The organism is Hydrogenovibrio sp. JE_KL2, from assembly GCF_009296185.1.
Taxonomy (GTDB): Bacteria; Pseudomonadota; Gammaproteobacteria; order Thiomicrospirales; family Thiomicrospiraceae; genus Hydrogenovibrio.
On sequence record NZ_WBJR01000006.1, the window covers coordinates 56,319 to 67,838 of the forward strand.

Here is an 11,520-nt window from a genome sequence, read left to right on the forward strand (position 1 = left end):
TAGCATTAGAAGGGATTAGCCATGGAATTTGATTTGAAGAAACAAACGGTTCGAGAAGTGAACCAAGCACTACATGATTTGCCAAAAGACCAATCGGCAGAAGTGGTGGTAGGCGGCATCAGTGGGGATCATAACCTTGCTGTGGGAATGGATCATCCAGTGAAAATAACACTGAATGGTCATGCGGGTTATTACTGCGCAGGTATGAATAAATCCGCGGAAATCATTATCAACGGTAATGCCGGACAAGGTGTTGCGGAAAACATGATGTCCGGTAAGGTTCACGTTAAGGGGAATGCCAGTCAATCCGCAGCGGCTACTGCTCATGGCGGTTTGCTGGTGGTGGATGGCGATGCCGCCGCACGTTGCGGGATTTCAATGAAAGGTGTGAACATCGTTGTCAAGGGTTCCGTCGGTCATATGAGTGCTTTCATGGGGCAATCAGGGTGTCTGGTTGTCTGTGGCGATGCGGGAGAAGCTCTGGGAGATTCTCTTTATGAAGCGCACCTTTACATAAAAGGAAAAGTGGCTTCATTGGGAGCGGACTGTGTTGAAAAAGAAATGCGTGCGGAGCACCTTGAAGAGCTGTCTGCGCTATTGAAAGAAGCCGGCTGTGATGATGATCCGAAGAGCTTTAAGCGCTATGGATCTGCTCGCCAACTCTACACCTTTAAAGTCGATAACGCTTCGGCGTACTAAGACTTGTTGATTAAATTTAAGGAGTCAGATATGACAATGAAAGAACCAGGATTAATCGAGTCGGCAACGTTTTCCAGAGATGTGATTCATGAAATTCAACGTGCGGCAGAAACCGGTATTTATGATATTCGTGGTTTTGGAGCCAAGCGTAAGGTACCTCACTTTGACGATTTGCTGTTTTTAGGTGCAAGTATGTCACGTTATCCTTTGGAAGGGTATCGCGAGAAATGCGGTACGGATGTCGTGTTGGGAACCCGTTTTGCGAAGAACCCAATCAAATTGGACATTCCTGTTACCATTGCCGGAATGAGTTTTGGGGCGTTGTCCGCCAATGCCAAAGAAGCTTTGGGTCGTGGTGCTAATATGGTCGGAACCAGTACAACCACCGGTGATGGCGGTATGACGCCGGAAGAGCGCAGAACGTCTAAAACATTGGTTTACCAATACTTACCATCGCGCTACGGTATGAATCCAGATGATTTGCGAAAAGCAGATGCTATTGAAATGGTGCTTGGGCAAGGCGCTAAGCCGGGTGGCGGCGGAATGCTGCTTGGACAAAAAATCACTGATCGTGTTGCACAGATGCGTAACCTGCCAAAAGGCATTGACCAACGTAGTGCATGTCGTCACCCTGACTGGACAGGACCGGATGATTTAGCGATCAAGATTCTAGAATTGAGAGAAATCACCGACTGGAAAGTGCCTATTTACATCAAAGTGGGTGCTACGCGTACTTATTATGATGTGAAGCTGGCGGTGAAATCCGGTGCGGATGTGATTGTTGTAGATGGTATGCAAGGTGGTACTGCAGCAACTCAGGATGTATTCATCGAGCATGTTGGGATTCCTACCATGGCGGCGATTCCTCAAGCAGTAAGAGCACTTCAGGAAATGGGTATGCACCGTAAAGTCCAGTTGATTGTTTCTGGGGGGATTCGTAGTGGTGCTGATGTGGCAAAAGCGATGGCGCTTGGTGCGGATGCAGTGGCTATTGGGACGGCAGCTTTGGTTGCACTGGGCTGTAACCACCCTAAATGGGATGAAGAGTATCGCAAAATTGGTTCTGCCTCAGGGTTTTATGATGATTATCATGAGGGCAAGTGTCCTGCAGGGATTTCAACGCAAAATGAAGAGTTGGCTGCTCGTCTGAATCCCGAAGAAGGCGGTAGACGTTTAGCAAACTACCTTCGAGTGTTGACGTTGGAAGCACAAACTCTGGCAAGGGCTTGTGGCAAGTCGCATCTTCACAATCTTGAGCCGGAAGATTTGGTTGCATTGAATGTTGAAGCAGCGGCGATGGCTGGTGTTCCGTTAGCGGGTACGGATTGGATTCCTGGTAAAGGATATTGATTTACCATGAGTGCGCAGATTATTGATGGAAAAGTTGTTTCCAAGGCAGTGCGTGACAAAATCAAAGAGAAGGTCGCTTTAAGGTCTGCTCAAGGTTTGAGAGTGCCGGGGCTGGCTGTCGTCTTGATCGGTGATGATCCTGCTTCAGCGGTTTATGTCAATAGTAAAAAGAAGGCTTGTGAGGAAGTCGGCTTTGTTTCCAAGTCTTGGGCATGGCCGGCATCTGTTTCGCAAGAGGCGCTGTTGGAATTGATTGATCAATTAAATGAAGATGGCTCGATTGATGGTATTTTGGTTCAACTGCCATTACCTGATCATATTGATACGGAAACCGTGATTGAGGCCATTCATCCCGATAAAGATGTGGACGGATTTCATCCATACAATATCGGTCGATTGACGGTGAGAATGCCAACTTTGCGTCCATGCACCCCTTACGGGTGCATGACGTTGCTGAATCACTATGGGTTGTCGGCAAAAGGTAAACATGCAGTGATTGTTGGGGCTTCAAATATCGTTGGTCGCCCTATGTCTTTGGAACTGCTTCTTGCTGGTGCGACCACAACGGTTTGTCACCGTTTTACGGCTGATCTTCCGATCCATGTTTCAATGGCGGACATTTTGGTGGTAGCGGTCGGCAAGCCGAACTTTATTCCGGCAAGCTGGTTGAAACCTGGCTGTATCGTGATAGATGTGGGAATCAATCGTTTGGAGGATGGCAGTTTGACGGGGGATGTAGAGCCGTCGGCAACAGATATTGCCGGTTATGTGACTCCCGTGCCAGGTGGTGTTGGACCAATGACAATAGCCACTTTGTTAGAGAATACACTGATGGCTTGCGAGCAATTGCATTAACCTAGTTTCCTTTCAAAGAAAGGGCGTTTCGGTACTTGTCATGCTTTTCGTTAAAGGGAAGTATGGCTTTTTTGTTTTTAGAGGTTGGTTTGATGAAAGTAGCGGTTTTGGTTCATGCTCCTTATGAAAGACTCGGTAATATTCAGCAGTGGTTGGACACACAATCTGCAGAGGTTCTAGAAGTGAATCTCTATCAAAAGTCATTTGTGTACCCTGAATTGTCGTCTTTGGATTTGTTGATTGTTCTGGGAGGGCCAATGAGTGTCAATGAAGAAGATGACTATCCTTGGCTGGTTGCAGAGAAGCAGTATATTGCCGATGCGATTGCAGCAGAGATTCCCGTACTGGGTATTTGTCTTGGTGGGCAGCTGATTGCGGCTGCATTAGGCGCCAAAGTCACACTTAATGACGAAACAGAAATTGGTTGGCATAAACTGCAACGAGTGCCTTCAACCGCTGAAGTGTTTCAATTTCCAGATGAAATAGAAGTTTTTAACTGGCACGGAGAAACCTTTGAGCTACCAAGAGGGGCGGTTCGGTTATTACAAAGCGAAGTGTGTGCTAATCAAGCATATCAGCTTGGCGCAAATGTGATCGGGTTGCAGTGTCACCCTGAAGTCACCACTAAAGAAGTTCAAGAATGGGTAGATGAAATAGGCGAACAAATGATTGAAGGTGCTTATGTTCATACCCCTGATCGAATGCTGGCAGAAACCGATGAAAAATCAGAGGCTGTTAAGCCGGTTTTATTTTCGCTTTTAGATTATCTAACCAGAAGGTAAAAAACTTTAAAAACATATGGTTGATTCTGGGGCAATTGAGAGTCGAGTTGCCCTGTTTTATTACATCTTGTGGTTCGTTTATTTCATGTACCAAAAATACAGACTCGTCTCTGAAATTTTTTCTGCTTTAAGAGGTGTTTAACCCCGCTTATTTAGCGGGATTAAAGGAATGTCTTACAGAGCCTAATATGCTACGTTGATCAATACTTTTTCTGGTTAGTTTTTTGCTTAAATAAGTAAAAATAAGTCAAAGTGGATGACGGATTATGTTTGGACTAACCTCTGGTTTCAAGTCGCCCTACTTGTTTAAAAAAAGGGCATGCGATAGCACAAAGCCCGTTTCAAAAGAGCCGGATTTTTCACGTCTTGCTCTTGATGTTTTGACGGGTGTAAGTTTTGAGCAGGCGTTTTTAGAAATGTTGTCTGATCCGGCGCTCCAGTTTTATTTCCGATCAACGATTAATCCTTTTTGCCAACTTTTCATTGTCAATAACCAGCTCAAACTGACTGCGCAAAAGCACGATATGTTATCTGAAGAGCTGAGGACTGTATTGCTATCTCAATATTCTGAACATGAGCATGACTTTGCTTTTCAGGATAATGCTGGCAAACGGTATGTGTTCTACGGTTTTCCTGTTTGGAGTGAACAAAAACAACTCCTTGGGAATGTTTTTGTTGCCTGTTTTAAACCTGTGTCTGACTGTGAGCAATTCACTTTCGCCTTTAAACCTTTTCTTGTTGCGGTTGGAAAAATACTTGAAGTTCAAGCGGTTAAGCACCAGCAGCTCGAAAGGGCGATTGAAAATGAGCGCAAGGAATTTGCAGCCGATCTACATGATACCGTGGCACAAGTCTTGAGCTATTTGAACTTCAAGACATCTAGTTTAAAAAACTTATGTGAGGCAAAAGGCAATCACTTACGTTTAAAAAACAATATTCAGGATATTCATCAGCAAGTCATCTATGCAAATCGCTTGACGAGAGAATTGATAGGTTCTTCTCGTGTTCAACTTTCTTGTCACCCGATTTCAAAGGCAATTCAATTGATTGTCGATGAGTATGAATCGCTTTCAGGTATCGTGTTTGAGATTGATAATCGCTGCCAGCCGGAAGTCGATTCTTTGGGGAGCGCGAATGAAATTATTTATGTGGTTCGAGAGTCAATTACTAATTTGGTAAGGCATTCTCATGCTTCGCACGCAAGAATACTGGTTAGAAAATCTGCACATAATACGGTGTTATTGCGAATAGAGGATAACGGGATCGGTATTGATAAAACAGCCAAAAGAAGAGACAGTTTTGGTTTAAAAATTATGCAAGAAAGGATGCATAAAGCTGGCGCATTGCTTGAGGTAGAGCCTAGGCAGGGAGGGGGAACTCAAGTTTCAATTTTCCTGCCGCTTCAGCAGACTTCTTTTAGTGTTAATCCTTAATGAACATTATCATAGATGATGATGTTCAAAAATTTGATCGGAACATCGATTAGTTCTTCTGGACCGTGTGATACTTTTGCATCGTATGTCAGTGAATCACCTGGTTTCATATGGTATTTTGACTTACCGTGACGATAAATTAATTCGCCTTCAATTAAGTACATGAATACTTTACCTTCATGTGAGAATGAAGGAAAAATTTCACTTTTATTGTCTAGCGAAATCAGAAAAGGTTCAAAAAGCTTATTTGGCCCAGAGTCGTAAGCAAGTAAATGGTATGTATGTCCGACTTTAGTGCCTCTTCGAACCACTTCGAGTCGCTCATTTGATTTGACGTGTTGAGCCGTTTCACCTTCTGAGTCGAATTCTTTGAATAAAGCAGATATTGGTATACCGAGTGCCTGGGATATTCTTAATAGAGAGTCTAAACTGGGCGAAACCTGTCCGTTCTCAATTTTACTAAACATACCTCGGCTGATATTTGATTGTTCTGAAACTTCGGCGATTGTCAGGCCAAGTTTTTTACGAAAATCATGAATTGTTTTGCCTATGAAGGCGTCTAAATCAGTACTTTTTTCCATTATTTACTTTTTTCTTATATTCCTGATGTTCATTGTAAAGGCAAATTTAAATGGATGATAGGTTCTTGTTGTTTTTTGACAAAAACGGGCGATTTTTGGGGGACTAAAAGTGTTGAAAATAGCGGCATTTTTATTTCTTTATTTAGCTTAAGTAAGTCTGTTCTCTGCCGATAGATTTCTACAGAGGGAGACTGAGTTTATGAAAAAGCAAGACATTACCAAGGGATTGAAATATTTCTTCAAGAAATTGGAGAAAAAATCCTCTGAGCTTGAAGAAGAAAGGGCGTCTCTTGTTGCCTCGCACCGGGATGTCCCCTTTGATCAGGTGGAGAATTTTTCGCGTGCGTTGATGACGCAGAACATCTTTATTCACACGGTTGGGGTGAATGGTAAGCATGAGTCAACGATTTTGTCGAAAGCTATGTTTAGCATCAATAAAGTGGTTCGACTATATTATTCCACGAGTTTTGATGAATCGGTTCAAGGGTATATCCGCATGCGTCCATGTTATCAACAGCAATTAATTGTGGTTGAACGCATGCATGGTTATAGACCAAAGCCTGAGTTGTTGTATGCAAGCGTTGACGAGTGTCATGTAATTCGCTTTTTCTCAAATTGGGTGGTGAAGCGTATTGATTGGAGTAAAACTAAAATCAGCAATCTTGACTTGTATAGACGTTTTAAAGAAGTCGAGCGCCAAGAGTACGAAGAGCAAGTGGCAGAGGAAATCGCTCAGTTGGAAGCGATGGAGTTACAAAAGACGCTAGATAAACACTTCGGAAAAGAAGGCCGTTTGCCAATTAGGAATGTGTCACCTTGATTGGTGGTTGCGGATTTAGTGGTTACGATTAACCGCTAAGTCTGCCAAACTGATTAAGGCTGTTTTAAATGCCGATTCCGGTAGCGATTTGATCGCTTGCTTAGCTTTTTCAGCTTCATCTTTAGCAAAGCGGACGGTATAGTCGATTGCGCCACTGTTCTGAATGATTTCCGTCACTTTCTTGAGCAGATTCAGTCCTTCGGTTTCGATTGCTCGACGGATAATTTGTTTTTCGTCTTCAGATCCATTTTCCAGAACATAAATTAGTGGCAGAGTCGGTTTGCCTTCTGCTAGGTCATCACCGATGTTTTTGCCGAGCTCTTCTTCATCCGCCATATAGTCCAACGCGTCGTCAATTAGCTGGAAAGCTGCTCCAAGGTGTTTGCCGTATAGAGTGAAAGCGGTTTCATACTCTGGTGTATTTGCCAGTACAGGGCCTAAAAGGGCTGCAGCCTCGAACAGTTTTGCCGTTTTACGATGGATGACTTCTAGGTAGCGTTCTGCGGTCGTGTCGGCATCGTGGCAATTCAATAACTGAAGCACTTCTCCCTCGGCGATAACATTGGTGGTTTCCGAGAGGATTTCCATGATGCGCATAGAGCCGGGTTCAACCATCATTTCAAAGGAACGGGAATAAAGGAAGTCACCCACCAGAACGCTCGCGGCATTGCCCCAAACTTCATTAGCGGTTTTGTTGCCTCGGCGAGTTGAAGACTCATCAACAACATCGTCATGTAATAGTGTTGATGTATGGATAAACTCAATGACAGCAGCCATGTTGTGATGTTGGTTGCCTTGATATCCACAAGTTTTTGCAGATAAAAGAACCAATAGCGGTCTTAGGCGTTTGCCGCCACTATTGATGATGTAGTGGCCGATTTGATTAATCAGAACAACATCTGAAGCCAAGCGGTTTAGAATCAAATCATCCGTTTTTTGGATGTCATCAATAATCAGTGCGCGAATATCATTAAGAGTCATAGAGTTTTATAGAATATAAATAAGTTTGCAAAGTTTATTATGAATGGGAGTGGGATTCAAAGCTTTCGTTTGGAAAAGGGGGTAATTAATGCGCAAATGATAGGGTGATTTATCTTTCGTATTAATTAGTTAGATTTTTTTAGAAATTCAATTGACCTAAGTTTAAAAACTCATTATAATCCCGCCTTTGCCGTAATTCGGCGTGAAATACAGAATTTAAAAGAATTTCTGAAAAGTAGTCCTTTGAGCCATTGTAGCAGTAGGTCGGGAAAAAACGACTGGATGAGTTGGCTATTTGGGATGTTTCAGGTAACTATGAAACCGGGAGTTTCCAAGAATGTATGCGGTAATTAAAACCGGTGGTAAGCAATATAGAGTCCGTGAAGGTCAAGTATTGAAAGTTGAATCCCTAAACGCAAGTGAAGGTGATGCAATTGAATTTGACCAGGTTATGATGGTTGGTGAAGGTGCTGATGTTAAAGTTGGTGCTCCACTTGTTGAAGGCGCTAAAGTTGCTGCAACTGTTAAGTCTAACGGTCGTGGTAAAAAAGTGACGATCATCAAATTCCGTCGTCGTAAGAACAAATCACGTTCTAAGCAAGGCCATCGTCAAAACTATACTGAAGTAGTAATCGGTAAGATTTCTGCTTAATACTCTGAGTTAGATACTTAGATTTCGATTAATAGAACTTGAGCTACTTCTGAGTAGGGGGTAGACAGGTTAACAGGAGATTGTCACCATGGCTCATAAGAAGGCTGCAGGTAGTACAAAAAACGGTCGCGATTCTAATGCTCAGCGATTAGGCGTAAAACGCTTTGGTGGTGAGCTAGTTTCTGCTGGTAGCATCATCGTTCGTCAACGTGGTACTAAGTTCCACGCGGGTGATAACGTTGGTCGCGGTAAGGATGATACTTTGTTTGCAAAAGCAGATGGTAAAGTTGCTTTTGTATCTAAAGGTAAGCCAGTACGTACTTATGTAACTATTGAAGCTTCTGCGTAAGCTTAGCTTTAATCGTTACTAGCAAAACGCCCCGCATTGACGGGGCGTTTTTGTTTCCAAAGAAAATTTCACCAGCTATATTTAAGAAACGAAAGCTTTTATAATGGAGCATTCGTTTTTTGTTTTATTTTAGATGCAAAGTCAAAAAAAGAGATAGGCATGCAATTTGTAGATGAAGCGGCAATCCATGTAGTCGCCGGCCGAGGTGGAAACGGTGTGGCGAGTTTTCGTCGTGAAAAATATATTCCATTTGGTGGTCCTAACGGGGGCGACGGCGGTGATGGCGGTAGTGTTTATCTTAAGGCTAATCGTAATCTGAATACTTTGGTGGATTTCCGCTTTACCCGTGACTATAAGGCTCAAAACGGCCAAGCAGGAATGGGGCAGCAGAAAACTGGTCGAGCTGGTGAGGATTTGTATATCCAAGTTCCAGTGGGTACTTTGGTGCGAGATGTTGATACCGATGAGCTGATCGGTGATCTGATTGAGCATGATCAAGTACTTTTGGTCGCGCAGGGCGGGCGTCATGGTTTGGGTAATATCCACTTCAAAAGCAGTACCAACCGTACGCCACGTCAATTTACACCGGGTGAGCCTGGAGAAGAGAGAAATCTACAGCTTGAGTTGGCAGTGTTGGCGGATGTCGGCCTACTTGGGTTGCCAAATGCAGGTAAATCTAGCTTGATTACCGCAGTTTCTGCTGCAAGACCAAAGGTTGCAAACTATCCCTTTACCACGCTCTATCCAAATTTAGGGGTTGTGCGAGTCTCGCCGGAATCCAGTTTCGTGATTGCGGATATTCCTGGTTTGATTGAAGGTGCCTCGGAAGGTGCTGGGTTAGGTATTCAGTTCTTGAAGCATTTGTCCAGAACCGGACTTTTGTTGCATGTTGTGGATATAGCGCCGATGGACGAATCAGATCCACTTGAATCGATTCGTGTGATTGAAGCTGAGTTGGAAAAGTACAGTGAGCATCTTGCCTCTAAAGAGCGTTGGTTGGTGCTGAACAAAACAGATCTTTTGTTGCCGGAAGAAGCGCAAGAACTCTGTGACGATATTGTTCAGCAAATTGATTGGCAAGGACCTGTTTATTATATTTCTGCCGTCAATAGAAAGGGGACAGAGGCTTTGGTAAAAGACATCGCCTATGCCCTTCATCAAAATCGTCAGTATGCCAGAGAAGTATCGGATGCTTCATCCGAAAGCGATATTTGGGATTAATTGCATTGGATTTTAGCGAGAAAAATTAGCGTGCAAAGTCGAGAAGCAGTCAAAAATTCTAAGCGTTGGGTCGTAAAAATTGGCAGTGCCTTGCTGACGGACGATGGTAAGGGGTTAAACCTGTCCGCAATGAAACAATGGGTTGAGCAGATTGTAGCCCTGAGAAATCAGGGGGTTGAGGTGGTGATTGTTTCGTCCGGCTCAGTTGCAGAAGGGATTAAGCGTTTAGGCTGGGCAAAGCGCCCAACAGAAATCAACCAGCTTCAAGCGGCCGCTGCTGTAGGTCAGATGGGGTTGATTCAAGCTTATGAATCAGCTTTTTCAGAGCATCAGATTTTAACGGCACAAATTCTCATGACGCATGATGATTTGTCAAATCGTGCACGTTATTTGAATGCTTCAAATACTATTCAGACGCTGCTTCAGCAAGGTGTGATTCCTATCATTAATGAAAATGACACGGTCGTAACCGATGAGATTCGTTTTGGGGATAATGACACTTTGGCGGCGTTGACAGCTAACTTGGTGTCGGCGGATATTTTGGTGATTTTGACCGACCAGCAAGGGCTGTATGACGATAATCCGCGTACCAACCCGAATGCAAAACTTATTTCCGAAGCACATGTGAGTCGTAAGGATATTGAAGCCATGGCAAGTCCAGAAGGCGGTTTGCTGGGTAAAGGTGGTATGTATACCAAGGTGATGGCGGCGAAACGCGCGGCACGCTCCGGTACGGCAACCTTTATTGCTTCGGGTAGAGAGGCGAATATTTTGCCTAGACTGCAGTCTGGTGAACAAATCGGTACCTTGTTGATTCCTGACTTGGAGCCAATGACCGCGCGTAAACAGTGGTTGGCAGGTCACCTTCAGGCAAAAGGTCAGTTGGTGCTGGATGATGGCGCGGTACAAGCGCTTAAACGTACTGGCAGAAGTTTATTGCCGATTGGTGTGTTGGAAGCTTCGGGGCAGTTTCGTCGTGGTGAAATGGTGGTATGTGTCAATCAACAGAATCAAGAAGTGGGTCGTGGCTTGGTGAACTATGATTTTGATGATGCGCAAAAAATCATTGGTAAGCCGTCATCAGAAATAGAATCCTTGCTTGGGTATAACGAAGGCGAGTTCTTGATTCATTGCGATAACTTTGTTTTGTCTGAATAAGCCTTTCGCTTTTATTTCTCTTAACTGAATTCTAACTGACCCAACCTGGCAGATTTTCTCGCCTTACTCCTTCGGGCGCCGAGTACTTTGTTGGATGAAAATCTGCCAGGTTGGGGGGCTCCTCAAAAATTTTTTTCCTTTCATCTCCTTGAAAAGCAGAAAAGCGTCACTATATTCTTGACAGCTTTAAATGATTGTCTAAAATGTTTAGCACTCTCATAGATAGAGTGCTAATTGAAAGCGATATATTTATGAAATCAAATCATTTTTTTAGGAGTAATGTATGAATATCAAACCTTTGCATGATCGCGTTGTAGTTCGCCAAGTTGAAGAGCAGAAAGAATCTGCTGGTGGTATTTTGCTGCCAGGTTCTGCGCAAGAAAAAGAAAATCGTGGTGAAGTTGTTGCGGTTGGTCCAGGTAAAGCTGCGGATAACGGTTCGATTATCCCTATGACTGTGAAGGTAGGCGACAAAGTGCTTTTCGGCCAATACTCTGGTCAAGAAGTAAAAGATGACAACGGTCAAGCGTTGAAAGTAATGCGCGAAGACGACATCATCGCCATCATTGATTAATGATTGGATAGTGCACTTTTAGAATTGTCTAAAACATTTGAACAAACAGATTTAAGTAAAAGGAA

13 protein-coding genes are annotated in these 11,520 nt (G+C 43.6%); 11 read left to right on the forward strand and 2 right to left on the reverse strand.

Annotation, left to right across the window (positions count from 1 at the left end):
• Positions 1–21 precede the first annotated feature (21 nt).
• From F8R13_RS10445 to F8R13_RS10465, 5 genes are all read left to right on the forward strand, one after another.
• Complete coding sequence (locus F8R13_RS10445) at positions 22–699, forward strand: protein glxC (protein ID WP_152834324.1); 678 nt, start codon at positions 22–24, stop codon at positions 697–699.
• Between the two features lie 30 nt (positions 700–729).
• The gene (locus F8R13_RS10450; protein WP_152834326.1) at positions 730–2,049 is read left to right on the forward strand and encodes an FMN-binding glutamate synthase family protein; all 1,320 of its coding nucleotides are present in this window, start codon (positions 730–732) and stop codon (positions 2,047–2,049) included.
• A 6-nt stretch (positions 2,050–2,055) separates the two neighbouring features.
• Complete coding sequence (gene folD / locus F8R13_RS10455; protein WP_152834328.1) at positions 2,056–2,904, forward strand: bifunctional methylenetetrahydrofolate dehydrogenase/methenyltetrahydrofolate cyclohydrolase FolD; 849 nt, start codon at positions 2,056–2,058, stop codon at positions 2,902–2,904.
• Between the two features lie 62 nt (positions 2,905–2,966).
• The gene (locus F8R13_RS10460; RefSeq protein WP_253806432.1) at positions 2,967–3,686 is read left to right on the forward strand and encodes a type 1 glutamine amidotransferase; all 720 of its coding nucleotides are present in this window, start codon (positions 2,967–2,969) and stop codon (positions 3,684–3,686) included.
• 266 nt (positions 3,687–3,952) lie between these two features.
• Positions 3,953–5,119: a sensor histidine kinase gene (locus tag F8R13_RS10465; RefSeq protein ID WP_152834329.1), complete on the forward strand. Its 1,167-nt coding sequence runs from the start codon at positions 3,953–3,955 to the stop codon at positions 5,117–5,119.
• On the opposite strand, the gene F8R13_RS10470 is transcribed toward F8R13_RS10465, so the two are convergent.
• Positions 5,116–5,700, reverse strand: coding sequence for a helix-turn-helix domain-containing protein (locus tag F8R13_RS10470; RefSeq protein ID WP_152834331.1), 585 nt, complete (start codon positions 5,698–5,700; stop codon positions 5,116–5,118). The genes F8R13_RS10465 and F8R13_RS10470 overlap by 4 nt on opposite strands.
• Positions 5,701–5,899: 199 nt before the next feature.
• Here F8R13_RS10470 and F8R13_RS10475 point away from each other — a divergent pair, with 199 nt between their 5' ends.
• Positions 5,900–6,520, forward strand: coding sequence for a hypothetical protein (locus F8R13_RS10475; RefSeq protein ID WP_152834333.1), 621 nt, complete (start codon positions 5,900–5,902; stop codon positions 6,518–6,520).
• Positions 6,521–6,535: 15 nt separating this feature from the next.
• Here F8R13_RS10475 and ispB read toward each other — a convergent pair whose 3' ends face one another.
• Positions 6,536–7,501, reverse strand: coding sequence for an octaprenyl diphosphate synthase (gene ispB / locus F8R13_RS10480; RefSeq protein ID WP_152834335.1), 966 nt, complete (start codon positions 7,499–7,501; stop codon positions 6,536–6,538).
• A 337-nt stretch (positions 7,502–7,838) separates the two neighbouring features.
• Between ispB and rplU the strand changes: the two genes are divergently transcribed.
• From rplU to F8R13_RS10505, 5 genes are all read left to right on the forward strand, one after another.
• Entirely contained in the window at positions 7,839–8,153 is a 315-nt protein-coding gene (gene rplU, locus F8R13_RS10485; protein ID WP_029910447.1) for a 50S ribosomal protein L21, read from the forward strand.
• A gap of 88 nt (positions 8,154–8,241) precedes the next feature.
• Positions 8,242–8,502, forward strand: coding sequence for a 50S ribosomal protein L27 (rpmA, locus tag F8R13_RS10490; protein ID WP_152834337.1), 261 nt, complete (start codon positions 8,242–8,244; stop codon positions 8,500–8,502).
• Between the two features lie 159 nt (positions 8,503–8,661).
• Positions 8,662–9,723, forward strand: coding sequence for an Obg family GTPase CgtA (cgtA, locus tag F8R13_RS10495; RefSeq protein ID WP_152834339.1), 1,062 nt, complete (start codon positions 8,662–8,664; stop codon positions 9,721–9,723).
• 30 nt (positions 9,724–9,753) lie between these two features.
• Positions 9,754–10,881, forward strand: a complete 1,128-nt coding sequence (proB, locus tag F8R13_RS10500) for a glutamate 5-kinase (protein WP_371414947.1) — start codon at positions 9,754–9,756, stop codon at positions 10,879–10,881.
• 283 nt (positions 10,882–11,164) lie between these two features.
• Positions 11,165–11,455, forward strand: a complete 291-nt coding sequence (locus F8R13_RS10505; RefSeq protein WP_029910434.1) for a co-chaperone GroES — start codon at positions 11,165–11,167, stop codon at positions 11,453–11,455.
• The last annotated feature ends 65 nt before the right edge of the window (positions 11,456–11,520 follow it).

Coding starts and splice junctions, on each gene's coding strand:
- F8R13_RS10445 (WP_152834324.1), top strand. CDS start 22: ATGGAATTTGATTTGAAGAAACAAACGGTTCGAGAAGTGAACCAAGCA.
- F8R13_RS10450 (WP_152834326.1), top strand. CDS start 730: ATGACAATGAAAGAACCAGGATTAATCGAGTCGGCAACGTTTTCCAGA.
- folD (WP_152834328.1), top strand. CDS start 2,056: ATGAGTGCGCAGATTATTGATGGAAAAGTTGTTTCCAAGGCAGTGCGT.
- F8R13_RS10460 (WP_253806432.1), top strand. CDS start 2,967: ATGGCTTTTTTGTTTTTAGAGGTTGGTTTGATGAAAGTAGCGGTTTTG.
- F8R13_RS10465 (WP_152834329.1), top strand. CDS start 3,953: ATGTTTGGACTAACCTCTGGTTTCAAGTCGCCCTACTTGTTTAAAAAA.
- F8R13_RS10470 (WP_152834331.1), bottom strand. CDS start 5,700: ATGGAAAAAAGTACTGATTTAGACGCCTTCATAGGCAAAACAATTCAT.
- F8R13_RS10475 (WP_152834333.1), top strand. CDS start 5,900: ATGAAAAAGCAAGACATTACCAAGGGATTGAAATATTTCTTCAAGAAA.
- ispB (WP_152834335.1), bottom strand. CDS start 7,501: ATGACTCTTAATGATATTCGCGCACTGATTATTGATGACATCCAAAAA.
- rplU (WP_029910447.1), top strand. CDS start 7,839: ATGTATGCGGTAATTAAAACCGGTGGTAAGCAATATAGAGTCCGTGAA.
- rpmA (WP_152834337.1), top strand. CDS start 8,242: ATGGCTCATAAGAAGGCTGCAGGTAGTACAAAAAACGGTCGCGATTCT.
- cgtA (WP_152834339.1), top strand. CDS start 8,662: ATGCAATTTGTAGATGAAGCGGCAATCCATGTAGTCGCCGGCCGAGGT.
- F8R13_RS10505 (WP_029910434.1), top strand. CDS start 11,165: ATGAATATCAAACCTTTGCATGATCGCGTTGTAGTTCGCCAAGTTGAA.